We start from the raw sequence: 24,773 nt of genomic DNA, 5'->3' as shown, positions 1-24,773 counted from the left end.
CTAGCGCCACTTACTCGCTTTGGTCAGTAACGGCGCCGGTGCTTGCTGAGCTTACCAGCCGTGCATATTTGGCCAATACACCGCGGGTATAGCGCGGTGCGGGCTGTTGCCACGCAGCACGGCGGGTTGCCAATTCTTCATCGCTTAGTTGCACTTCGATAGTGTCCGCTTCGGCATCAATGGTGATGAGATCGCCATTTTCCACCAGCGCCAGCGGGCCGCCATCAAAGGCTTCCGGTGCGACGTGGCCGACCACAAAACCGTGGCTACCGCCTGAAAAACGGCCATCGGTAATCAACGCGACGTCGTTGCCCAAGCCGCGACCCATAATGGCCGACGTCGGGGTGAGCATTTCGCGCATACCTGGGCCGCCTTTGGGGCCTTCGTAGCGAATAACCACGACATCGCCTGCCACCACGGTGCCATCATTGATGCGCGCCTGGGCTTCTTCTTCAGAACCAAACACCCGTGCCGTGCCGGAGAAGCGCGTGCCTTCTTTGCCAGAAATTTTAGCGACTGCACCTTCCGGCGCCAGGTTGCCGTAAAGAATCCGTAGATGGCTTTCAGTTTTAATCGGCTTATCCAGCGGCGCGATAATTTTCTGGTCATCCGGATAGGCTTCAACGCCAGCCAGGTTTTCCGCCAGTGTTTGCCCGGTTACCGTCAGGCAGTCGCCGTGTAGAAGGCCTGCTTCGAGCAGGTTTTTCATCAACGGCTGAATACCGCCAAGCGCCACAAGCTCGCTCATCATGTAGTGGCCGCTGGGGCGAAGATCCGCCACTACCGGCACGCGTTTGCCGATCTCGGTAAAGTCGGAAAGCGTCAGTTCAACACCGATAGTGCGCGCCATGCCGATAAGATGCAGTACCGCGTTGGTAGAGCCGCCTAACGCGATCACCACGGTAATCGCGTTCTCAAATGCCTTACGGGTCATGATGTCGGAAGGTTTGATATCCCGCGCCAGCAGCTCAAGCACCGCCTCGCCCGCCGCTTTACAGTCGTCACGTTTTTCCTGGGAAATGGCGTTTTGTGCCGAGCTGCCCGGCAGGCTCATGCCCAGCGCTTCAATGGCCGATGCCATGGTGTTGGCAGTGTACATACCGCCACACGAACCGGGACCAGGAATCGCGGTTTCCTCGATCTGCTTGAGCTCAATCAAATCCATATCGCCCCGCGAGTGAGCACCCATGGCCTCGAACACCGAGACGATATCGGTGTGCCCTTTGCCCGGCATAATCGTACCGCCGTATACAAACACGCTGGGGCGATTCAAGCGCGCCAGCCCCATTACGCAGCCCGGCATGTTTTTGTCGCAGCCGCCAATTGCCACTAGGCCATCAAAGCCTTCACAGCCCGCAACGGTCTCAATGGAATCCGCGATCACCTCCCGCGAGACCATCGAGTACTTCATGCCCTCGGTGCCATTGGCAATACCGTCGGAAATGGTGATGGTGTTGAAGACCACACCTTTACCGCCTGCGGCATCTGCGCCCTCGCGGGCCTGCTCGGCAAGCTCACCAATATGGCTGTTGCACGGCGTCACCATGCTCCAGGTAGAGGCCACACCCACTTGGGGCTTTTTGAAATCAGCGTCGTTAAATCCTACTGCGCGCAACATGGCACGGCTGGCGGCTTTACCCACGCCATCGACCACCGGGGCGGAATGGCGGCGAGTATGGTTTGGTGTATCGGTCATGGGGAAGTCCTCTTGGCTTTACTCAAAGTATCTGCATAGCTTGGGGATACCCTGGCTTGCGCGCAAGAGAAGATGAAAAACACATGGTTATCTATTTAAGCTAAACAGCTGCTTTATGGGGTCGAGGCAGGACAGACAGATCAAACCCACACGCTTGAGCATAACGCTGCAGTGTTTTCCAGCCAGGATTACTGTCACCACGTTCTAACCGACTGATATTGCTTTTCTGAGTATGTAATCGCTGCGCCAGCTCTTCCTGAGTAAGGCCCGCACGCTGACGCATGGAAATAAGCGTGTTGGCTAATTCAAATTCAGGCGCCAACCGCTCGTACTCAGCGTTAACCTCAGAATTCTGGAGCGCCTGTTCTTTCAATGCTTTTAAATTCATCACGGCTGTACCTCACGCTGTCTGGACCGGGCTAGTGCTAACGCTTGGCGAGGCGTTTTTTGGCTCTTTTTAACAAAGACATGGAGAACAACTATCCGCTGGCCCTGTACGTAACAAAATAAGGAGCGCCCTATACCCTCTTTGGCTTTTGCCCTTATCTCAAAGAGACCGTCTCCCATCGCTTCCGTATGCGGCGGACCCAAGTTCGCCCCATGCTGCTCAACCATTTCTAACAACCGAAGCATCCTGGCCTGAATTTTTGGCGGCATACCAAGGATGTCGCTTTCAACACCAGGATAGAAATCAATCTGCCATTGCATTAAACAGCCCCTAAAGTTATCACTTATGATAACCCATAAGCTGCAAAAGTTCCTATCGATAGCACCCACTAAAGACGTTTAACTTATGGCACCATAGTAGTCTTAAGTACGTGTCTTAAGCACTGTGCCTTATCGCTACCGCCTTGAAGGAAATATCGCCGCATGTCGTCACCCTCATTGCTTGCCAATACATCGCCTCTTACGCCGGGTTTTATGGTGGTGCATGCCAACCGCCTGGAAGACCTGCGCGGGTTAGCGGTTGAGTGGATGCGCCTTCATCCGTTAGGGCCGCTTGAGAACGAGACGATTCTGGTGCAGAGCAACGGCATCGGGCAGTGGTTGAAGCTGGCACTGGCGGAAGACCCGGCACAGGGCGGCGCGGGCATTGCGGCGGCGCTGAACGTTACCCTGCCTGCGCGCTTTTTATGGCAGGCCTACCGCACGGTGTTAACGCATATTACCGGTGATGCCCAGGCGGTGCCTGAAACCTCACCGTTTGATAAGTCGCGCCTGGTATGGCGCTTGCTGCGCTTACTGCCCAGCCTCGCTGAGAAGCCCGCCTTTGCCCCATTGGCGCGCTTTTTGGAAACCGACCGCGACCAGCGCAAGCACTATCAACTGGCCGAGCGCCTGGCGGATTTATTCGACCAATACCAAGTGTACCGCGCCGACTGGCTAGACGCCTGGGCACGGGGCGAAGATGTACTCATTACTGCACGCGGCGAAGCGCGCCCGCTGGATGAACACCAGCGCTGGCAGCCGGAGCTGTGGCGCGCCCTGCGTGATGATGTTGCCGCCTCCCAGGGCGAGGCCGGGCTTAATAGCAGCCGTGCCCAAGTGCATAGCCGCTTTTTAGAGGTTGCCGAACAGCTGGAAGGCCAGGCGTGCCCGCCGGGGTTGCCGCGTCGGCTGATTATTTTTGGGATTTCCTCGCTGCCCCAGCAAACGCTGGAAGCCCTGGCAGCACTTTCGCGCTGCTGCCAAATTGTGCTGTGCGTGCATAACCCCTGCCAGTATTACTGGGCGGACATCATCGAACACAAGGATTTATTGCGCGCCAACCGCTACCGCCAACAGCGTAAAACGGGCATGCCCGAAGCGCTGGACGTACTCGGCGACGGCGATGTAGATAGCGCGCTGCATCTGCATGCCCAACCGCTGTTGGCAGCCTGGGGCAAGCAGGGGCGTGACTATCTGCGCCTGCTGGATGAGCATGACGATGCGGGCAACTACCAAACCCTGTTTGAGCAACAGGCGCTGCGTATTGATATGTTCGAGCCGTTCAGCACGCCCGAACACGCCTGCCTGCTCAGCCAGCTTCAGGATGATATTCGCGAGCTGCGCCCAGTGGCCGAAACCCAAACGACCTGGCCTGCGGTTGATGCAACCCACGACGACTCCATTGTGTTTCATATCGCCCACGGCCCCCAGCGCGAAGTGGAGATTCTTCACGACCAGCTGCTGGCTGCGTTCAGCGCCGACCCCGAGCTGCGCCCGCGAGATATCATCGTTATGGTGCCGGACATTGACCGCTACGCGCCGCATATTGAAGCGGTGTTTGGTCAGTACCGCTCAAGCTACCGCACGCTTGGCCGCGACGACCCGCGCTATATTCCCTACACCCTTTCAGACCAGGCCAGCCGCCACCGCCTGCCGCTGATGATTGCGCTGGAAAAGCTCTTGCGCCTGCCCGAGCTGCGCCTCTCAGTGAGCGACCTGCTCGACCTGTTAGACGTGCCCGCCCTGCGCGCTCGCTTTGGCATTGAAGAGCGCGATTTGCCCACACTAAACCGCTGGATTGAGGGTGCGGGCATCCGCTGGGGCTTAAACGCCCAGCAGCGCACCCGGCTTGATTTGCCCCAGGGCTTAAGCCAGAACACCTGGGCGTTTGGCCTGCGCCGTTTACTGTTGGGCTACACCGTGGGCGTGGCGGATGCGTGGCAGGGTATCGAGCCGTTTGATGACATCGGCGGGCTTGAAGCCTCGCTTGCCGGGCCGCTGGCAACACTGCTTGAGAAGCTGGAAACCACTTGGGAGATTTTTTGCCAGCCGACCACCGCCGCCAACTGGGTCATTCGGTTGCGTGAACTGCTGGAAACCTACTTCCTTACCGATGACGCAGCAGAGAGCGTGATGCTGACCAAGCTGGAAGGCGCGCTTCAGCAACTGTTCGACAGCACCGAAGAGGCCAAATTGAATGACGATTTGCCGCTTTCCATGGTGCGTGAGCACTGGCTCTCGCAAATTGATGAGCACAGCCTTTCTCAGCGCTTTTTAGCCGGGGCGGTCAACTTCGCCACGTTAATGCCGATGCGCGCCATTCCCTTCAAGCGGGTGTGTTTGCTGGGCATGAACGACGGCGAATACCCACGCTCCCAGCCGCCGCTGGATTTTGACCTGATGGGCAGCGACTACCGCCCCGGCGACCGCTCGCGCCGGGAGGATGACCGCTACCTGTTTCTGGAGGCGCTGCTGTCGGCGCGCCAGCAGCTCTATATCAGTTGGGTGGGCCGCAGCCAGATCGACAACAACCCCATGCCGCCTTCCGTACTGGTCGGCCAACTGCGCGACCACTTGGCGGCAGGCTGGGCAAGCCAACGCCAGGGTGACGAGCCACTGATTGAGGCGCTGACCACCGAGCACCCACTGCAACCGTTTAGCCATCGCTATTTTGCCCAGCCCGGTAGTTCAGCCTCCCAGGCCCGGCTCTTTACCTATGTACATGAATGGCGCGATGCCCACGAACAGCACGCGCTGCTCGCCTCACAAGAGAGCAACAATCAACAACAAAGCGCCCTGGCCGAATTTAACCAGGACGTTCCACTAACACTTGCCCAGCTGGGCAGCTTTCTGCGCGAACCGGCCAAGGCGTTCTTCAACACCCGCTTGGGCGTGTATTTTGAGCAGGAGGTGCTGATCCAGCTGGACGTGGAACCATTTGTGCTGAACGGCCTGCAGCACTGGCAGTTGCAGGACCAACTGATTGCCGCCCAGCGCCACGCGGTAGACAACGGCGAGCCGCGTGAAGCAGCCATGTTTGCCGCGCTTGAGCGCATCAAGGGCCAAGGCGTGCTAGCGGTAGGCGCTTTTGGCGAGCGCATGAGCGAATCGCTGGCCGAGCCCATGCAAGCGCTGTTTGATGCCTATCGGGAAGCGCTCGAAGAGTGGCCCATTGCAGTAGAAGCCCCTCAAGCGGCCGTATTTAACGCCCTCGAACTTGCGATTAACGACTGGATTAACGAACTGCGCACGGATGAGAGCGGCAGGCGCTGCCGCCTGCTGCTGGTGAGTAACAGCTTGATTAGTAATGCGCGTGGCCGTGGGCAGTACCGTTGGCAGCATCTACTCCGCCCTTGGGTGGCCCACCTTGCCGCCAATGCGATTTCGCCGATGACCACCCAGCTGCTTTCCAAGGCAGGCCATGCGCGCTTTGAACCACTAGCAGCGGATACCGCCCAGGGCCACCTGGCGACTATTGTGCAGTGTTGGAAGGAAGGAATGACCCAGCCGCTGCCGTTGGCCCCCCAGGCAGCGTTTGCCTGGCTGAGCAAAGAGGGAACGGTAGACAGCACCGCCGACAGCGACGCCTTTAGCGCAGCGGCAAGCACCTATGAAGGCGGGCGCTTTCAAACCGGCGAAGTAGCGCAAAGCGCCTACCTTGCCCGCCAATGGCCCAACTTTGAAGCGCTGTTTAACGAGGGTAACCAGAAAGGGGCTAACCCCGCCCTCCGCTTCTCCGCCCTGGCAGATGCCCTTTACCTGCCGCTCTACCGTGCGGTGAAAGAGTAGCACTGCTCGGTAAAAGGAGGTGCGCTTCGCTTAATGCTGGTGGTTAACCAGGAGTATTCGATTGGCCAGCGAGATCATTTCGGGGTCGCCGGTGTTCTTTTCGGCCACATCGGAAAGCTTGATGACCGGCAGCCAGCCCTGGCCCTCAGGGCGCGCCTCGACCATTTTGATCACCATGTTCATGGGCTCCTCGCCCACATCATTGGTGAAGTTGGTGCCAATACCAAACGCCATGCCGATACGATCTTTGCAGAACGCATGAATGCGCTCGATTTTTTCCGGAGTGAGCGCATCGGAAAAGATAATCGTCTTGCTCAGCGGGTCAATGCCCAGGCGCTCATAGTGCGCGATGGTTTGTGAGGCAAAGTCGATAGGGTCGCCGCTATCGTGGCGCACGCCATCGAACAGCTTGGCAAACTTCTTATCGAAGCTGTCGAAAAAGGCTTGCGAGGTAAACGTATCGGTTAACGCAATGCCAAGGTCGCCCCGGTACACATCCACCCAATGCTCCAGGGCCAGGCTATTGGCCATTTTGAAACCAAACCGGGCACCGTGGAACATAAACCACTCATGGGCGTGCGTACCAATCGGCTTCACGTCATGGCGCATCGCCAACAGCACATTACTGGTACCGGTAAACGACTCGCCGCCGTGATGGCGAAGCGCGCCCACCACACGGTCGTGAACATTAAAGGAGAAACGCCGACGCGTACCAAACTCAGCGATTTTGAGCCCCATGCGGTGGTAAAGCTCGATTTTTTCCTGGGCGTTCTGCTCAATCATCGCATCCGCTTCAGGGGTAATCGTAATACCACGCAACCGATACCAAAGCTCGCTGATCAGCGCCATCAACGGCACTTCCCAAAGGATAGTGCGATACCACGGGCCTTCAATCACCACGGAAAGGTCCGCCCCCTGCTGCTCGATAATGACCTCGCTGGGGTCATAACGAAACCCGGCCAGAAAATCGAGATAAGTGGGGTCCAAATAAGGGCAGGTCGTTTCGAGATAGCGCTTCTCTTCGTCGTTTAAGCGAAGCGCCGCCATATTATCGACTTCATGGCGTAATGCAGCGCCGAACCCTTCTGGAAAGGCATGCGCGCCACGGTTAATAAAAGCGTAGCGCGCATGGGCATACGGGAAGCGTTTAATCACGGCATTCTGCATCGTGATTTTGTAAAAGTCGTTATCCAGAAGCGAGGTCAGCATGGAGTCTCATCATCAACGTGAACAGAAGCCGCGGTAGCGTAAACCGGTTGCCCGCAAAGTGGCTAGCCAACAAGATTAGCAGGTGACGGCGCTGGCTCCCAGCCCACAGCGTTCGCTTGCGCCTTTTGCTCCCTAACGGGCATCGCGATATAGTGCCCCAAACCGCCCCTTTTTACCCGCCGGGGCGCGTTGCTTTTTTGCGCCTGCTCCTGGAGATCAGTGATGAGCTATCCCGCCCCACTCAACCCCTTGAGCTTGCCCCTGCACGGCAGCCGTCTGATCGAGGCCAGCGCCGGTACCGGTAAAACCTTCACCATCGCGCTTTTATACGTGCGCCTGGTGTTGGGTGGGCGCAGCAAAGAGGATGACGACGCCTTTATCCGCCCGCTCACGCCGCCCGAAATCCTGGTGGTCACGTTTACCAACGCCGCGACCCAGGAACTACGCGAGCGGATTCGTAACCGGCTGGTGGAGGCCGCCGAGGTCTTTCGCAGTGACGAAAGTGCAGGCGACAAACTGCTGCTTGAGCTGCGCAGTGAGTACCCACCCTCGGCCTGGCCCGCCTGCGCCCGGCGCCTGGCACTGGCTGCCGAGTGGATGGACGAAGCCGCAGTGTCCACTATTCACAGCTGGTGCTACCGCATGCTGCGCGAGCACGCTTTCGATAGCGGCAGCCTGTTCTCGCTGAACCTGGAAAACGACCAACGCGAGCTGGAGCAAGACGTCGTGCGCGACTACTGGCGCAGCTTTTACTACGCCCTTGAGAGCGACGCGCTGGAAAGCATTGTTAGCTATTGGCAATCCCCCGACGACCTGCACGCCAGCTTGCAGCGCCTGCTGCCCGAGTGCGACGCGCTGGGCGAACAACGCCCGGAACCCCTGCAAACGCTGACAAACTGCCTGGCCGCCCGGGCCGCCAAACTCAGCGCGTTAAAAGCCCCCTGGGCTGCATGGCTGAACGATGTGGTGCCCGCGCTGGAAGAAGCCGCCCAGCAAAAAGCCTTTAAGGGCCAAAGCTTTAACGCCAAAAGCCGCGCCAACTGGCTGGGCGCGCTGCGCGATTGGTGCACCAGCGATGCTGACCGCCCCCAGCTTACTGATGCCGCCTGGCGGCGCATGACGCCTGAGGGCATGGCCGATATCTGGAAAGTGGGCACGCCGCCCTACCCAGCGGTGTGGGAAGCGCTCGCCCAACTGCCCGGCGAGCTTAATGCCCTGCCCGAGCCGCGCAACGACCTGTTAATTCACGCTGTGCAGTGGTGCCGCAAGCGCCTGGAACGCGAGCAGGAGCGCCGCGCTGAAATGGGCCCCAACGACCTGCTCACGCACCTAGACCGCGCCCTTCAAGGCCCCAATAAAGAAGCGCTGGCCGCCCAAATCCAGCGCCAGTTCCCGGTCGCGCTGATTGACGAATTTCAGGACACCGACCCAATCCAATACCGCATTTTTAACGCGGTATATAACGTTGCTACACCGCGCCGCGACAGCGCCGTGATGCTGATTGGCGACCCCAAGCAGGCCATTTACGCCTTCCGTGGCGCAGATATTTTCACCTACCTGAAAGCCCGCCACGACACCAATGGCCGCCACGTTACGCTGGGTACTAACTTTCGCTCAAGTGCTGCGATGGTCAACGCGGTTAACCACTGCTTTAACTACGCCGACAAGCACGAAGCAGGCGCGTTTTTATTTCGTGAACAAGGCGGCGAGAACCCCCTGCCGTTTCTACCGGTAGACGCCAAAGGCCGCGCCGACCAATTGGTATTGAACGGCACGCCGCTGCCCGCCATGACGCTGTGGCAAATGGCGGCTGACGAGCCGCTTTCCAAAACCGCCTACCAGCTTGAAATGGCCGAAGGCTGCGCTTCCCACATGACCGCCCTGCTGGAAGCGGGCCGCAAGCGGCAAGCGGGTTTTAAAACCGAGGGCGAACTCACGCCACTAAAGCCCTCTGATATGGCGGTGCTGGTGAACGGCCTGCAGGAAGCCCGCGCTATTCGCCTGGCGCTTGCCAGCCGTGGAGTTAAAAGCGTTTATCTATCGGACCACGACAAGGTATTTAGCTCATCTATCGCCCAGCAGGTGGAAACCTGCCTGCGCGCCTGTGCGGAATCCCAGGCCAATTCACGCCAGGCGGAAGCCAAGCTGCGCGCAGCGCTGGCCACGCCGCTGCTTGGGGTGAGCCTTAGCGAACTTGATCACCTTAACGAGAGCGAGCTTGCCTGGGAGGCCCGAGTAGAGCAGTTCAGCCGTTACCACCGTCTGTGGCAGCGCCAGGGCGTGCTGCCGCTGGTACGCAAGCTGATGGTGGACTTCGATATTCCTGCCCGGCTGCTTGCGTTGACCGACGGTGAGCGCTTGCTAACCGACTTGCTTCACCTGGGCGAACTGCTTCAGCAGGCAAGCCAGGAACTGGATGGCGAACACGCACTGATACGCTTTCTGGCGGAAGCGATTGCCGACCCGGAAAGCCACGGCGACAGCCACAAGCTGCGCCTGGAAAGCGATGCGGACCTGGTCAAGGTCGTGACCATCCATAAATCCAAGGGGCTTGAGTACCCACTGGTCTTTCTGCCGTTTATTGCCAACCATCGCCCCACTAAAAAAGGCGATGTGCCGCTGCGCTGGCACGATGGTGAAGGCAATTTACAGCTAAGCCTAAGCGCCGATGCAGAAACACTTGCCACCGCCGACCGCGAACGGTTAGGCGAAGACTTACGCAAGCTTTACGTGGCACTTACCCGCGCCCGCCACGCCACCTGGCTGGGGCTTGCGCCGTTAAAGGATGGCGAAGGCAGCGCCCTGGGTTACCTGCTTAATAGCGGTAACTACATTGCGCCCAATACATTCGGCGAAGCGCTCGCCGCGCTGGTTCATAAAAGTGACATCGCCCTGGAGCCTGCGCCAGCCCCTACTGCACTGTGCTTTACGCCCGCCCAGCAGCAAGAAGCATTGGGGCAAGCCCGCACGCCCACGCGCCCGGCCCGCGAGCAGTGGTGGATCGCCAGCTACTCGGCGCTGCGCACCACGGGCGGCATCTCAGGGCTGTTATCAACCGCTGCCCCCACGCCGGAACCCACCACGCCCCAGGAAGCCACCACGTTTGAAGTGCTGGATGAACCGCAAGACCTGCTGCAAGGTTCTCCTCTAACCGGGCAGCCCATGGCGAGTGTAATCACTCACTCCCCATTGCCCGCTGACAGCGACCAGCCGAGTGCAAACGCAAGCCACCTGCACCGTTTCCCTCGCGGCCCCGGCCCTGGCACCTTTCTACACGGCTTGTTGGAATGGGCAGGCCAGCTGGGCTTTGCCAAGGCGCTTGAAGACACCGCCGCCCGTGAGGACACTCTGCGCCGCCGCCTGCAACTGCGCGGTTGGCAAGCGTGGTATGAACCGCTGGCAGGCTGGTTTGAGGATTTGCTCGGCACCCAGCTGCCGCTTCCCGGCCAGCAAAGTGCCGTGGCGCTTCAACAGCTAAGCGGTTATCAGGTAGAGCTGGAGTTCTGGTTTGCTGCCCATCAGGTAGATACGCAAGCGTTGGATGCGCTGGTTAGCCAGCACTTACTTCCCGGCCTTGCCCGGCCCGCGCTGGATGCCGATACGCTCAACGGTATGCTCAAAGGCTTTATTGACTTGGCGTTTGAATTTGATGGCCACTTTTACGTGCTGGACTGGAAATCCAACTACCTGGGCGCAGACGACAGCGCCTACACCGTTGATGCCTTGAGTGCCGCGCTGCTGGAAAAACGCTACGACCTACAGGCCGCGCTGTACCTGCTGGCGCTGCACCGGCTGTTAAAAGCCCGCCTGCCCGACTACGACCCACAAGTCCATCTAGGCGGATCATTGACCGTATTTTTGCGTGGCAGCCGGACGCCTGCACGCGGTGTACACCCCGAACCCGCCCCGGTGGCGCTAATTGAAGCGTTGGATGCGTTATTTGCAGGCACGGCCAACGGCGCTGGCCTTAAGGAAACGGCATGAAAGATTCACAAACCCTGGACCTGTTCGGCGAAAACGAGCCTGCGCCTGCCACAACGCGTAACAGCACCCCAGCGCCTGACCACCAACGGCACCCTGCGCTGAACGACACGGGCACCTTAATGGCGCTTTGCGAGCGCTGGGTCGCCAGAGGCTGGCTGCGCGACCTGGACCGCGCGCTGGTCAGCTTCTTCGCCCGCGAGGGAGGCCAGGTGCCGCCGCTGCTTCTGCTGGCTACCGCGCTTGCCAGCCACCAGTTGGGCCGAGGCCATGTGTGCCTGGACTTAAACGCCACGCTGAACGCACCAGACTTCGCCCTGTCGCTCCCACCCGAAGGCGATGACCTAAGCGACCCGCCGCCACTACCCAGCGAGGTATTAGCCACGCTAACGCTTGCCGAGTGGCAGGCCGCGCTTGAGCACCCCACGCTGATCAGCAACGGCCACGGCAACACGCCGCTGGTACGCTCCGACACCCCGCACACCACCCGGCTTTACCTGCGCCGTTACTGGCAGTACGAACAAACCCTGCACCAGGAAATCGCCGCTCGCCTAGCGCTTGAAGACGATGCTGCACTAAGCAGCTCTTGTGGGAGCCCAGTTCACTGGGCGAAGGGTGACGCTAGTCACCCCTTACTCCAACAAGCCCTAAATACCCTATTCCCCGCCACCGACAAGCTGGACTGGCAAAAGGTCGCCTGCGCGCTGGCGGCCCGCAGCCACTTTGCGATTATTACCGGCGGCCCTGGCACCGGTAAAACTACCACCGTTGTGCGCCTGCTCGCCCTGCTGCAAACCCTGCAACTGGCCCACTCGCCCACGCAAGCGCTACGCATTCGCCTGGCCGCCCCCACCGGCAAAGCCGCCGCCCGCCTCAATGAATCCATTGCCGGGCAGGTAAGCCAGTTGCCTATCGAAGACCTTGCGGCGCTATGGGAGCAGAGTGAATTGTGGGAGCCGAATTCATTCGGCGATGATTCATGCACTGAACAGCTACAAGCCTCAATCCCCACCGAAGTCACCACCCTACACCGCCTGCTAGGCGCCAGGCCCGACACCCGCCACTTCCGCCACAACCCCAACAACCCGTTGGCGTTGGACGTACTGGTGATCGACGAAGCTTCCATGGTGGATATCGAAATGATGACCACCGTGTTAAGCGCCCTGCCCGCCCACGCCAAGCTGGTGCTGCTGGGCGATAAAGACCAGTTGGCTTCTGTAGAAGCCGGTGCCGTACTCGGCGACTTATGCCGCCGCGCCGAGGCCGCCCACTACACACCAGAAACCGCCGAGTGGCTTGCCAAACTTACCGGCCACCCGCTGCCCGAAGCGCTAACCTGCCCCAACGGCCAGCCCCTCGACCAAGCGATTACCATGCTGCGAGTAAGCCACCGCTTTGACGCCGCCAGCGGCATTGGCCAGTTGGCTGAGGCGATTAACCAGCCGTTAAGCACCACGCTCAGCGAGCGCGACAAACAGAACGCCGTACACAGCGCCCTGCGCCACGGCTACGCCGACCTGCATCATTTAGTGCTGGGCGGGGAAAATGACAGCGCCCTGGAGCGCCTGGTGGTGAGCGGCTCCCCAGAGCGCTTCCCCAATGCCGGTAAAGGCCGCCTTGATAAGAAAACCAATGAGGAGATAGCGCCGCCCACGGGCTACCGACACTACCTCACGGTTTTGGATCAACAGCGCCCCGAGGTAACGCTAGCCTTTGAGGAAAACAAAGGCGCCTACGACACCTGGGCCAGCCAGGTGCTAAACGCCTACGGCCACTTCCAACTGCTCTGCGCACTACGTAAAGGGCCGTGGGGCGTGGAAGGTTTGAATTTACGTATCGCCAAGGTACTGCGCAGCCACACGCTATTAAGCGCAAGCGATATCGAGCTAGAGAAAGGCTGGTATGAAGGCCGCCCAGTGCTGGTCACGCAAAACGACTACAGCCTGGGGCTAATGAACGGCGATATTGGCATTACGCTAGCAGTACCCGACCCGCGCGGCGTAGGAAGAACCTTATATAGAGTCGCCTTCCCGACCAGCGATACGAAAAACCCCATCCGCTGGGTGCTGCCTTCCCGCCTGCACGCGGTAGAAACCGTATTCGCGATGACGGTACACAAATCCCAGGGTTCGGAATTTTTGCACACGGCGCTACTACTACCGCAAACGCCCAATCCCATCCTGACGCGGGAGCTGGTCTACACCGGCATCACCCGCGCCCGCGAATGGCTTACCTTGGTGGAAGCTAAGCGGGGGATCTTGAATGATGCGGTGGTTAGGGAGGTGATGCGGGTTAGTGGGATGGGGATTGATTAAATTTTATATCACCGGTTCTAGCATTGTCAGTTAGCGGCCAAAAGCGGAAGTTTAGTAAATTTTGATTATAGTGGATAACTTAAGCGGTTTGGCTGCTCCGTGCTTGCTGCAATCTTCAGCCAGGCACTATCAAAGAAGCTAAGAAAAAACTCATTACCTTTCTCTGTTCACCCTTCGCAAGTCGTCAATACCAACCGATAGCAGTAATCACAGCGGTGGATACTGGATCAGAACAATAGCTAGCTAGTGATTCTATCAGGAAGGTGGCCGTCCAGAGCTTGAACAGACGCTCAGCGCGGTCACTGTGACTAATATCAGTCCCATACCTAAAATTTGCGGCCCTACCAGGGTTTCGCTTAACACCACGACACCGAACAGCGTCGCGGTGACCGGTTCGACCATTGCTACAACGGAGGCCACTGCCGGGGCAGTATGATTCAAACCGATGATATAAAGAACAAAAGACAAACCTGCGCCGAGCACACCGAGTACTGCGAATAGCGGCCAATCCGGCGTGCTCAGGACAGCAACTGTCTGACCAACATCACTCGGCCAGATAAGAATAGTGACAAGCACCGTAAGCGCTATAGAGAGAATAGCCTGCGGGCTACCATGTGGCGCCGCATACTTGAAGCCGAAAATGAATATTGCGTAGGACAGTCCCGCAAGCAGACCAGCCCCTACACCTACCGCCGTAACGCCACTCGCACCGACGTCATAAATCTGTGTAAGCAACACAACACCAAGAATCACTACTGCGATCGCGGCCCACTTCAGCGGCGTGGGACTTTCGAGTCTTAGAGCGAAGGATACGAGATACACGAAGACTGGGGCGCTGTACATCAACGTAGCCGCAACAGCAACGCTACCGTGTGCAATGCTTAAGAAATAGAACGAGAAGTTACCCGCTACCCCGACACCAGCGATGACTGACCAGAACCATAACCGGCGTTTTGTCAGTCCACTACTGCGTGGACGCAGTATTAGCCAGAGGAGGACGCACAGCAGTCCGATCGCACCCCGGTAGAAGGAAACCACGAACGCGTCCCAACCGTCGGCCATAAGGATTCCGCCGATCCCGCCAGATAACCCCCAGAAAAGCGCCGCCAATACCACAAAAATTGTACTCGCTCCCATTCTGTAACCTCGCTTTCCCGTGTTGAACTAACATAGTTGACGGCGGATAGGGGCTTCATGGGATCCTTCTCCGGGCCGCTGAAAGCAGGGCTTCGGTCACTTCCCGAGTGTCGGATAGGGCCGTCTGTACGCCAAGCAAAGCCACTGTCGTATTGCTGCCTTCCAATACCACAAAGAGGCGTCGCGCCAGGCCGACGTGGTGATCCAGCCCGTCGCGTGCCACGCCAGCCTCAAGGCGTGCCAGAAAATCGGTCTTGGCAGACATCGCCAAGTCATAAATACCGGTGCTGTGCTCGGCGAACTCACTCATCGCCTTGACCATGATGCAGCCTTGCTGGCTGCAGTGTTCCAGCCAGCGGCCATGCGCCTCGACAATGGCCTGTGTCACCTGGCCTGGCGCAGCCGAGGCCGCCGCCGTATCAAGGCTGGCAATGAATCGCTCATGACGGGCCTTCAGCACGGCTATGATTAAAACTTCCTTGGAGGTGAAATGGTTATAGAGCGTCATGCGCACTACACCAGCGGCAGCCACAATGCGGTCAATGCCGGTGGCATGAAATCCCTGCTCATAGAAAAGTCGCTCGGCGGTAGCGAGCAGCTGGTCGCGCTTGGAGGCTGGCATTGACGGCAACTCCTATATAGACCGATCTATCTAAATACAGTCACTTTGCTATGTCAACGATGTCGCGGCGTTATGGGAGCTAATGCGCGCGAGACAATAAATGAATTTTCGCTACGCCTTTTGACATTTCGTGATCATGCGTCTGTTACATATTCAAATAATCACTATCCCATCTGTGATGTATTTGGGTTAACGTAAGTAAACTCTGCAACAGGAAACCGACTGCTACGCCACTAGTCAGAAAAAGCTTCATTTTCAGTTAATCCCCATACGCCACTCTGTCCAGCATTAAATCAGGAGTGCTGGAAATGCGAGCGATGAACAGGCCGATACACGAGGTCGTGTGCTTTAAGCTAGTGCAATGGGTGTTATTAGTGGGGTTGCTGAGCGTTACCACAGTTGCCACCGCACAATCTTTTTTTGGCCAGCAGGAGAGCGTTCTTCCTCCAGAGCAAGTCTTCAAGCCAACACTTGGTCATGATGGCGAATCGCTGAAGATCGATTGGCAAATCGAATCCGACTACTACCTTTACCGCCATGCTTTTTCCGCCGAAGCCGAAGGACGTGAGCTATCGCTGAATATGCCTGACGGAGAAGTAATTGAGGATGAATATTTTGGCCGCTCTGAGATTTACCGTCACTCATTGAGCATGACCACTCAGCCTGGTAACGCCGACACAATCACCCTTCGTTGGCAGGGCTGCGCCGATGCGGGCCTTTGCTATCCACCTCAAGAAAAGACCTTTGATTTAGCACCTGCTGGCCAGGACATATCTGAAACGCATGAGCCCTCCATTGCCACGTATGCCCCCGGATCTGAAGAAAGCTCCACTTCCGACCTAAAAAATACGATGGCAGAAGATCAGCAGCTGGCAGCGCAACTGGAGGGAGGTAACGGGCTCTGGACGCTGGCGGCGTTTTTCGGCATGGGGCTGTTACTGACATTCACGCCCTGTGTATTGCCGATGATACCGATTCTGTCCAGCCTGATCGTGGGAGGACGAAAGGTAGGCGAGAGCCACCGGACGGCAGGTTTCGTGATGTCTACTGCCTTTGTCCTGCCCATGGCGGCCACCTATGCACTACTCGGCGTGGCCGCTGCCATGGCAGGTGCCAATCTACAGATGCTGTTTCAGAGCACCTGGTTTATCGGCCTGTTCTCACTACTGTTTGTCGTTCTCGCCCTGGCCATGTTCGGCTTGTTTGAATTAGAGCTACCGAGCGCGCTTCGCCAGCGCCTTGATGCCGGCATGTCGCGTCAACGCGGTGGGCGCTTGAAAGGAGTTGCCATCATGGGGGTGCTCTCTGCACTGCTGGTAGGGCCCTGCATGACCGCACCGCTAGCGGGAGCGCTATTGTTCATTGCTGATAGTGGTAACCCCTGGCTGGGCGGTGCAGCCCTGTTATCGCTTGGTCTGGGGATGGGCCTGCCACTGATCCTGATCGGCACGGTGGGTAGCCAGTTGCTGCCTAAGCCCGGTGCCTGGATGGTTCGCATCAGAGCGATTTTCGGCTTTGTATTATTGGGGATGGCGATCTGGTTTGTGGATCGCGTAGCACCTGATGCCATTATCCTCGCGCTATGGGGCGCACTGGGGCTGGGTTTTGCCGTTTCGTTAAAGGCCATGGCACTGGGAGGAAATGCCTCAACGGTGGCCTCTCAAACAGTAACAGCAAGCGCAGTCATCATCGGTTTATGGAGTGCACTAGTGTTAATCGGCGCTGCCGGTGGCGCTTCTGACCCCTGGCGCCCGCTAGCGGTCTATACATCCACCAACGATGGCTTAACCACTGAAGCATCGTCATCAAACGCCGAACAACCGCTTACCTTCGATGAGGTCGACGATTTGGCCACGCTTAACGCCCGTGTTGCCCAGACCGAGGTTAGCGGCCAGATGACACTCGTCGAATTTACGGCCGACTGGTGCATCTCCTGTGAAGTAATCGAACAGGAAGTTTTTACCGACCCCACCGTTCAATCTGAGCTACAGGATGTACAGCGGTTAAGTATCGATGTGACCGACTACGATACTTCTGACAAGGAGATCATGGAGCACTTCGGCATCGTTGGGCCGCCGACGCTGATGTGGTTCGGCCCCGACGGGCAGGAGCGACGCAGCGCGCGTATTATCGGCGAGCTGGACGCTGACGCATTTCTGGAGCGCTTTGCTCAAGCCAAACAAACCGGCAGTAATGCCATCGGGGGTGGTTCATGAGCCCCCTGGATCGCAGCCTCACTATCGGCCCGCTAGGTCTGAGCGTGGGACAACTTTTGCTGATGCTGTCTATCGTTGTCGCGCTGATCGTCGGAAGCTGGCTAGGCCGCCGTCGAAAGGTCTACGTTGGCGATAGCGTCTTCAATGCTGCGCTCTTGGGAGTCATCGGGGCACGACTCTTTTTCATCGCTCAATATGGGGGGAGCTACGACACGTTCTGGTCTTGGCTCGACATACGCGATCGCGGCTTCGAGCCGCTAGCGGGCGTTGTCGTCGCTTTGGTGTATCTGGTTTGGCGGTTATGGCGCCAACCGTGCGAGCGAAGGCCACTCGGGATTGCCGTTATATCCGGGGCTCTGACCTGGTCACTGACGGCGGGCGCATTAGTACTCATGGCGCCTCAAGGCGCGAGCATTCCTTCAACGCCGTTAACCACACTTCAGCATGGTGAGGTGACGCTTCCCGCTGTACTAAGCGAAGCCGGTCGCCCCATGGTGGTTAATCTTTGGGCCAGCTGGTGCCCGCCGTGTCGACGCGAAATGCCTGTATTTGAGCAGGCGCAACAAGAGCGCGACGACGTGACGTTTGTATTCGTCAATCAGGGCGAGGACCTCAGCACCGTTAATGCCTTTTTACAGCAAGAGTCACTCACGCTCGATAATGTTTATCTCGACCAGAACAATGCGCTCGGCCATGACGTAGGTGCCATGGCCATGCCCACCACGCTTTATTACAACGCCGATGGCACGCTTGTCGACACCCACTTTGGTGAGCTCTCTCGCGCCACGCTCGATCGCAGCCTTGAGCGTTTCAACCTCTAACTAACTCACTACGGAAATAACGCATATGTCCGCTTTCTATACCTGTATGACGCTACGACGCCTCACACTAACTCTTGGGGCTGGCATCGCGCTGGCGACAAGCCTGCATGCGACTGCCGATGAGTGGCCTGACCCCATTCAACAGCTCCAACAGCAAGGTCTCACGATTCATGGTGAATTCAATGCGCCCGATGGACTTACGGGGTATGCCGGCAGTGCTCATGGTCAGACTTTCGCGGCATACCTCACCTCAGGAGGCGAGCATGCGGTGCTAGGTACACTGATCAATGCCGAGGGCCAAGATGTTTCAGCTGAGCGGCTAGAGCAGCTCGTCAACGGCTCAAGAAATGCTGAGCTATGGCAAGAAATGGCTGATCAACACTGGGTGCGCGATGGTGATAAAGAGGCACCTCGCATCGTATATACCTTTAGTGACCCCAATTGTCCTTACTGCCGCCAACTGTGGGAAGATGCCCAACCCTGGGTTGAAAGTGGTGACGTTCAGATTCGTCATTTGATGGTGGGTATTCTCAAGACAGACAGCCCAGCAAAGGCAGCCGCGATACTCAATGCGGATAATCCTGGCGAGGCGCTGGCTGAGCATTACCGCAACGATGCCATGCCTGAAAATCAAGGAAATGACCAAAGCGAGCAGTGGGTTAGTGAAAACACTCAGCTAATGCGCGATGGCCAACTCTTTGCAACGCCTGCGACCTTTTATCAGGATGATAATGGCAACGTGCACAGTGTGATGGGGGCCCCCTCGCCAGATAAGCTTCGAGCCATTATGGGGAGCGACACACCTTGACCTAAGTGGGTTCAACCCGAAGGTAATTGAAGCGTTACCCTTAGCCCAACACCATTGCCAGACGCGAACGTCACTCTGCCTTCAGCCCGGGTGACAATCGCCTCGACGATCGAAAGACCCAAGCCACTACCTTGAGGATGATCTCCTCGATGAAAGCGCTCCGTTAGGCGGGAGAGGTGTTCGGTAGCAATCGTTTTACCTTGGCTGGTGATATCGATGAAGGCCATTCCTTCTGATTCCTGTACGGCAATCTCTATCGGCGCGCCAGACGCTCCGTGACACATCGCATTTTCGAGCAAGTTGCGTAGAACCGTCACCAAAAGCGCCTCCGATAGAGCAACACGTACCAAGTACACGTTTTTGCCATACTGGCAATGGTCATGACTACCGGTTTCTGCTATCGCTGTCGCCAGCGCTTCTCCAACAGAAGTCAGATCGAAATGACTGCCCCGTATGATTTCTTCGCTTTCCATTCGCGCCAACAACAATAACTGACCTAGCGTTTTGGTTAGCCGATCTACCCCCGCCTCCGCCTGCTGCATCGCTTCATACTGCCGATGACCATCAACACGTCGAGCAATCTGTAGATGTGTGCGAATAGCGGTCAGTGGTGTTCGCAGCTCATGGGCGGCATCGTCGGTAAAGCGTTGCTCCAACTCAAGCATACGTCGCGTTCGTGACAGCAACGTATTGAAGCTATGAATCAGTGGGCGAATTTCACCAGGCAATCCGTGGACAGGCAATGCCGAAAGATCGTCGTGACTGCGTGACATGAGCCGCCGTTGTAACCTGGAAAGAGGAGCAAGCCCGCGTGTCACTCCCCACCATAGCGCAATCAGGCTGCCCACCAGCGCTAATAGAAACGGGTAAAACGCGGCTTGACGAACTTTCAGCAGCAGTGCTTCTCTCTCTTTCAAACGATCTGCCACCGTAATACGCTTGTCGTTATCAACTAACGTGTAAACTCTCCAACGCTGCCCGTTGTGCTTGCGATAACGATATCCCTCAGCCTCGACGGCAAGCACATCGTTCATTTCCGGATGCGTACCCGCCACCACTTGACCACGAAGCGATGATACTCGACAAGCGATACCATCCAGCGAAGGAATCGTTGACATTTCATCTTCTGTACCGTTCCAAGACGTTGCTGGCACGCGATCCAACAAACCAGACACCATTCGCGCAGATTGAGCCAGACGCTGGTCCAGAGACTCTTCCAACTGTGTCGACAGGTCGCGCATTGACCATATGGCCGTGATACTCCATAGCAGCACGAGCGTAATTCCAAGTGTGGCAACTAGGCGTAAGCGCAGATTCATGAGGTCGCATCACTGTTGTATTTGCCAAGTCGATAACCCACACCCCGCACGGTTTCGATCACGTTACGCCCCAGCTTGCGACGCAGTTGGTAGATGTGCACATTAAGCGCATTACTTTCGATCTCATCATCAATACCGTAAAGGCAATCCTTCAATTGATCGGCGCTCAGAATTCGCCCACGAGCGCGAATCAGCGCTTCCAGCAGCATCAACTCACGTCGCAACAAAGCGACTGGCTCACCCTCAAGCGTGACGCTACGTGTAACGGGGTCTAATGCCAGGCTACCGTGACGTATGGCGTGGTCCACTTGCCCTGCCGTCCGGCGCAAGAGCGACTGAAGTCTGGCGGTTAACTCGTCAAGATCAAACGGCTTGATCAAATAGTCGTCGGCGCCACTCTGAAGGCCCTCGACGCGGCTCGCCACGGCGTCTCGCGCCGTCAGCATCAGTACGGGTGTCGCAACACGAGCACGACGCCACTGCTGCAACAACGTTAACCCATCACCATCAGGCAAACGGCGATCGAGTATGACGGCATCGTAGTTAATGGTGGCTAGCGCGCCTTTCGCAGCACCCAGGGTAGTGACGTTATCAACCACAAAGCCGCTTAGCGCCAATCCTGCTTCGACGCCAGCCGCTACCGAGGCATCATCCTCGACCAGTAATACCCGCATACTTACTCCTCAAGGTATAGAAAGTGGTTTCTATAAGCAGTATGCCATTCAAGGATGAAGTTAATATGAGGCAGCCTCCATTTTGCAGTCGACAGATCAAAACATGCCAAGAGCCACCATTATCCGCACTTCATTTACAGTTAATGTTCATCATGCCTAATGAGCTTTTAGTCGTATAGTGAGTAACGTTTCTTATGAGCTCTTGCTTTGTAAAACCTACATGCGGCGATTGTCTGCTTCGCTGCGTATTCATAATGGCATTATGGCTTGTTCCAATTTCAGTTTTTGCCGATCCATCACTGCCGCTAGGACATTACCCATTGCCTGAAGCTGGCAGCATCGTGGGCGAGAACTACACCGTCAGCGTAGAGGACGAAGAGGATACCCTGCTCGATATTGCTCACGCACACGGAATCGGCTACGAAGAAATTCGACGGGCCAACCCCGACACCAGTCTTTGGGTTCCCGGGAAAGGAACGCAGGTTCAGATTCCGGCGCAGCACATATTGCCGGATGTGGAGCGTAAAGGAGTGGTGATCAATATCGCGGAGCTGCGGCTTTACTACTACCCCGAGGTGCAAGAGGGAGAAACACCTCGCGTTGAGACCTATCCCATTGGCATCGGCCGTGATGGATTCGATACGCCATTGGGGATTACCAAAACCACTATGCGCCTTGAGAATCCTGCCTGGTATCCTCCCGAATCCGTTCGCCAGGAAGCGGCTGAACGCGGTGACCCACCACCCGAGGTCGTTCCGCCAGGGCCCGATAACCCTCTTGGTCAGCACGCCATCTTATTGGATATTCCTGGTTATTTAATCCACGGCACCAATCAACCAGATGGTATTGGTATGCGCGCCAGTAGAGGCTGCATCCGTATGCATCCCGACGATATTAAAGCCGTATTTGAGCAAATACCCAACGGCACTCAAGTCAATATTATCGATGAACCGGTCAAGCTTGGCCGGGATGCCAACCAGTTGCCGTACGTGCAGGCACTTACTTCGCTTGATGACCAAGAAACCAGCATAAGCGACTTGCTGGATATCATTAATAATGCCGATGAATTGCCAGATACAAAGCGCTCAAACATTGATTATGAAGTGATACAGAACGCGCTTAGAAGGGGTAGTGGACGTATAGAGCCGCTAATTTAGCCACTTTTTAGTAAAATTTAGCGGTTGTTATGGATTCAAATGTGGCCAAGTACGGAAGTCTCAATAACCAAGTGAGTCAGCTATTGCACTTGGTTATTGAGACCTCCGTTTCTGAAACGCAGAATAAGTCGTCTACCTGCATGAAAAGTAGTGGCGTGGCAGATAGTCGCGTTCGCGGGGGGCAGCCATCCGTAGAGCCGACCAACAGAATGCCGTTGGCCTGCCCTTGTATGAGCTGCTTGGTAGGGTGAACCGTTGGCGAGCATTCTGCATCGTGTGTTCCCTGCGGCGTTTTTCGCTCTAATATTCCGAGACTAGCAGTTAATTTAGATTAATCCCACCACGGCGGATTAGTTTTTTAGTCGGTAGCGTTGGCGTTGCAGTGGCCTTTTCTCCTCGTCGCTGGATCATCGTTAAGATGTGGTAAACGCTGTCGCCTGAAAGCTCGAACGTGTGATCACACCCTGGTGCCACGAAGCAAGCAGTCGATAGGTTTCCTGCCACGCTACCTCCGGTAATCTGAAAGCGAGGTAATCCAACGCGACAGCGGCGGCGATATCACCGAGGCTAAGGGTCGAGGCCGTTGGCGCTTCGCCAAGCTCGCGGTTCAATTGTTCGAGCAACCGCTGAATTGCCCGCGAACGCCGCTGGCCCAGCTCGCTATCGTCAATCTCATTGCCATAATGCTTTCTGGCAATCACCGTCGTAAAAGCTGCCTCCATGAGATTTTGTCCCAATCCCGCCAAGTGCATCACCTCGCCTAAGTGAGACGTTGGCAACACGGGCTTCTCCGGATAAGCGCTATCCAGGTAAACAGCAATCAGCATCGATTCGCTGAGCGTGGTGCCTTCCTCGGTGACTAGCGCAGGAATACGCCCGGCAGGGTTGGCCTTTAATAGTGCGGGGTCGTCGGCCCAGGGGTCACACCACTTCAGCGTAACGGCGTCACTCAGGCCTTTTTCCAGTAGCACGATGCGCACCAGGCGCGCGTAGGGCGATGTAGCGTTTAGGTAGAGTTCCATTATTATCTCCTGTTTTGAGCAGTAAGCGCCGCGTTGCGCTGCTGCAAACCACGGCTAAGCAGTACCAGCAAAAAGCCAGCGACGAGCATGAGGCCGCTGATGGCGAACAGCGGCGAGTAAGTGCCCCAAACGCCATAGAGTGCCGACATGGCATAGCCAGCCACTGCCTGGGCAGCAGCAAAAGCGGCGGTGGCTTGCCCCCAGATTTTCTTGTGCGCGGTTGGCCCTACCAGCTCAGCAAGGCGGCCCGAGGTGAGTGCGACAATGCCGGGGATCATCGCCCCTACCATAAAAGAGGAAACCGATTGGCTGATCAACGCTAGCGAGAACACCGGCAGCAGGACAGCGACAGCCTTCGCTACAAAAGCAATCGCCAAACCATAATGCCAACCTGCCCGCTGCGCCAAGGCGCCGACCATTAGCGGCCCGCACACGGCACCTAAACCGAAGATTCCCCACTGAAATGAAGCGGCCTGATTACCTAGTGCGTTTTCCCTGGCGAGATAATCCACCCAGAACACGGTATGAGGCACAAACCCAACCGCATCCAGGGCATACGCACTAATGACCAGCCACACGACGACCTTTACCCCCGAATACTCCCTGGATTTACTGGCCGTTGAGCTGGCCGTGGCAGATAACGCCAGCCTAGTGATGCCGTGATCGCATAAAAGCCCCGCCATAATGCAGAGCAGCCCCAACGCGCCCCACGTAAACGCGAGACTTAATTCAAGCAGCAATGGCACGATGAAAGCTGAAAGCAGTGCGCCCAAGCCAATCCCCGTAAACACCATGGCGCCGACACGGGTTCGCCTTTCTGTGGGCGTGGCCGCCAACGCCAGCGAAGGGCCAACCACCATTAAGATGGCGCCCGCAATGCCCGACACCAGGCGCCAGAAGAAGAACCAGGTGAAACCGCCCTCCCCAGCGCAAAGCACAAAGCTTAAAGCGATACCTGCAAAGCTTGCTGCCATTACGTGGCGTGTAGAAAAGCGCTCACTCAGGGAGTGGGCGACAAGCGCGCCGATAAAGTAGCCCAGCAGGTTGGCGGCCCCCAGGTAGGCACCCTGGCTTGCGGTAAACCAACCCTCCTGAATAATCGCCGGTAATAGCGGCGTGTAGGCAAAGCGAGCAATGCCGATCCCCGCCAGGGTCGCCATTATGCCGGTCATCAGGGCGGGCAAATCGTGGGAAGTAGATGTTCGGCTCATCAGGTTGTGTCCTTTTTGTGCCGCCTTTCGGGCAAGTGGGCAGCGCGGTACTGCACAGCCAGACTACGCGCGAGAAACTATTTCTAGA

General features: G+C 57.2%; 17 protein-coding genes. 7 read left to right on the top strand and 10 right to left on the bottom strand.

What is annotated here, in order from left to right; translation table 11 throughout:
- Positions 1-10: 10 nt before the first annotated feature.
- From ilvD to FKN99_RS00420, 3 genes are all read right to left on the bottom strand, one after another.
- Positions 11-1,696: a dihydroxy-acid dehydratase gene (ilvD, locus tag FKN99_RS00430; protein WP_172116061.1), complete on the bottom strand. Its 1,686-nt coding sequence runs from the start codon at positions 1,694-1,696 to the stop codon at positions 11-13.
- Positions 1,697-1,796: 100 nt separating this feature from the next.
- Positions 1,797-2,084 (bottom strand): helix-turn-helix domain-containing protein, encoded by a 288-nt coding sequence (locus FKN99_RS00425; protein WP_172116060.1) that lies wholly within the window; start codon positions 2,082-2,084, stop codon positions 1,797-1,799.
- The gene (locus FKN99_RS00420; RefSeq protein WP_172116059.1) at positions 2,084-2,404 is read right to left on the bottom strand and encodes a type II toxin-antitoxin system RelE/ParE family toxin; all 321 of its coding nucleotides are present in this window, start codon (positions 2,402-2,404) and stop codon (positions 2,084-2,086) included. The genes FKN99_RS00425 and FKN99_RS00420 overlap by 1 nt, the downstream gene beginning before the upstream one ends.
- 162 nt (positions 2,405-2,566) lie before the next feature.
- On the opposite strand from FKN99_RS00420, the gene recC reads away from it, so the two are divergent.
- On the top strand, positions 2,567-6,193 hold the full coding sequence (gene recC / locus FKN99_RS00415) for an exodeoxyribonuclease V subunit gamma (RefSeq protein WP_172116058.1): 3,627 nt from the start codon (positions 2,567-2,569) through the stop codon (positions 6,191-6,193).
- Between the two features lie 30 nt (positions 6,194-6,223).
- On the opposite strand, the gene pncB is transcribed toward recC, so the two are convergent.
- Complete coding sequence (gene pncB, locus FKN99_RS00410) at positions 6,224-7,402, bottom strand: nicotinate phosphoribosyltransferase (RefSeq protein WP_172116057.1); 1,179 nt, start codon at positions 7,400-7,402, stop codon at positions 6,224-6,226.
- A 222-nt stretch (positions 7,403-7,624) separates the two neighbouring features.
- Between pncB and recB the strand changes: the two genes are divergently transcribed.
- Together recB and recD are read left to right on the top strand one after the other, a co-directional pair.
- Positions 7,625-11,386 (top strand): exodeoxyribonuclease V subunit beta, encoded by a 3,762-nt coding sequence (gene recB / locus FKN99_RS00405; protein ID WP_172116056.1) that lies wholly within the window; start codon positions 7,625-7,627, stop codon positions 11,384-11,386.
- Positions 11,383-13,698, top strand: a complete 2,316-nt coding sequence (gene recD / locus FKN99_RS00400; protein WP_172116055.1) for an exodeoxyribonuclease V subunit alpha — start codon at positions 11,383-11,385, stop codon at positions 13,696-13,698. Before recB ends, recD begins: the two co-directional genes overlap by 4 nt.
- Before the next feature lie 255 nt (positions 13,699-13,953).
- Here the strand turns inward: recD and FKN99_RS00395 are convergent, their stop codons facing one another.
- Positions 13,954-14,835, bottom strand: a complete 882-nt coding sequence (locus FKN99_RS00395) for a DMT family transporter (RefSeq protein WP_172116054.1) — start codon at positions 14,833-14,835, stop codon at positions 13,954-13,956.
- 55 nt (positions 14,836-14,890) lie between these two features.
- A complete protein-coding gene (locus FKN99_RS00390) occupies positions 14,891-15,457 on the bottom strand; it encodes a TetR/AcrR family transcriptional regulator (protein ID WP_172116053.1) in 567 nt (188 codons plus the stop codon).
- 308 nt (positions 15,458-15,765) lie between these two features.
- Here FKN99_RS00390 and dsbD point away from each other — a divergent pair, with 308 nt between their 5' ends.
- The 3 genes from dsbD to dsbG are packed head-to-tail and all read left to right on the top strand — an operon-like array spanning position 15,766 to position 19,302.
- Positions 15,766-17,673 (top strand): protein-disulfide reductase DsbD, encoded by a 1,908-nt coding sequence (dsbD, locus tag FKN99_RS00385; protein WP_253926932.1) that lies wholly within the window; start codon positions 15,766-15,768, stop codon positions 17,671-17,673.
- Positions 17,670-18,494: a TlpA disulfide reductase family protein gene (locus tag FKN99_RS00380; protein ID WP_172116052.1), complete on the top strand. Its 825-nt coding sequence runs from the start codon at positions 17,670-17,672 to the stop codon at positions 18,492-18,494. The genes dsbD and FKN99_RS00380 overlap by 4 nt, the downstream gene beginning before the upstream one ends.
- 25 nt (positions 18,495-18,519) lie before the next feature.
- On the top strand, positions 18,520-19,302 hold the full coding sequence (gene dsbG, locus FKN99_RS00375; protein ID WP_172116051.1) for a thiol:disulfide interchange protein DsbG: 783 nt from the start codon (positions 18,520-18,522) through the stop codon (positions 19,300-19,302).
- An 11-nt stretch (positions 19,303-19,313) separates the two neighbouring features.
- Here dsbG and FKN99_RS00370 read toward each other — a convergent pair whose 3' ends face one another.
- Both FKN99_RS00370 and FKN99_RS00365 read right to left on the bottom strand, forming a co-directional pair.
- Complete coding sequence (locus FKN99_RS00370; protein WP_172116050.1) at positions 19,314-20,621, bottom strand: ATP-binding protein; 1,308 nt, start codon at positions 20,619-20,621, stop codon at positions 19,314-19,316.
- A complete protein-coding gene (locus FKN99_RS00365; protein WP_172116049.1) occupies positions 20,618-21,295 on the bottom strand; it encodes a response regulator in 678 nt (225 codons plus the stop codon). Before FKN99_RS00365 ends, FKN99_RS00370 begins: the two co-directional genes overlap by 4 nt.
- A gap of 254 nt (positions 21,296-21,549) precedes the next feature.
- On the opposite strand from FKN99_RS00365, the gene FKN99_RS00360 reads away from it, so the two are divergent.
- Positions 21,550-22,452 (top strand): L,D-transpeptidase family protein, encoded by a 903-nt coding sequence (locus FKN99_RS00360; RefSeq protein WP_253926931.1) that lies wholly within the window; start codon positions 21,550-21,552, stop codon positions 22,450-22,452.
- 413 nt (positions 22,453-22,865) lie between these two features.
- Here the strand turns inward: FKN99_RS00360 and FKN99_RS00355 are convergent, their stop codons facing one another.
- Both FKN99_RS00355 and FKN99_RS00350 read right to left on the bottom strand, forming a co-directional pair.
- The gene (locus tag FKN99_RS00355) at positions 22,866-23,474 is read right to left on the bottom strand and encodes a glutathione S-transferase family protein (protein ID WP_172116047.1); all 609 of its coding nucleotides are present in this window, start codon (positions 23,472-23,474) and stop codon (positions 22,866-22,868) included.
- Between the two features lie 2 nt (positions 23,475-23,476).
- Positions 23,477-24,685 (bottom strand): YbfB/YjiJ family MFS transporter, encoded by a 1,209-nt coding sequence (locus FKN99_RS00350; RefSeq protein ID WP_172116046.1) that lies wholly within the window; start codon positions 24,683-24,685, stop codon positions 23,477-23,479.
- Between the last annotated feature and the right edge of the window lie 88 nt (positions 24,686-24,773).

The sequence above is a fragment of the Halomonas hibernica genome (assembly GCF_013183775.1).
Lineage (GTDB): Bacteria > Pseudomonadota > Gammaproteobacteria > Pseudomonadales > Halomonadaceae > Vreelandella > Vreelandella citrativorans.
Note: the sequence above shows the minus strand (reverse complement) of the source record. Positions and strands in the feature narration are given on the sequence as shown.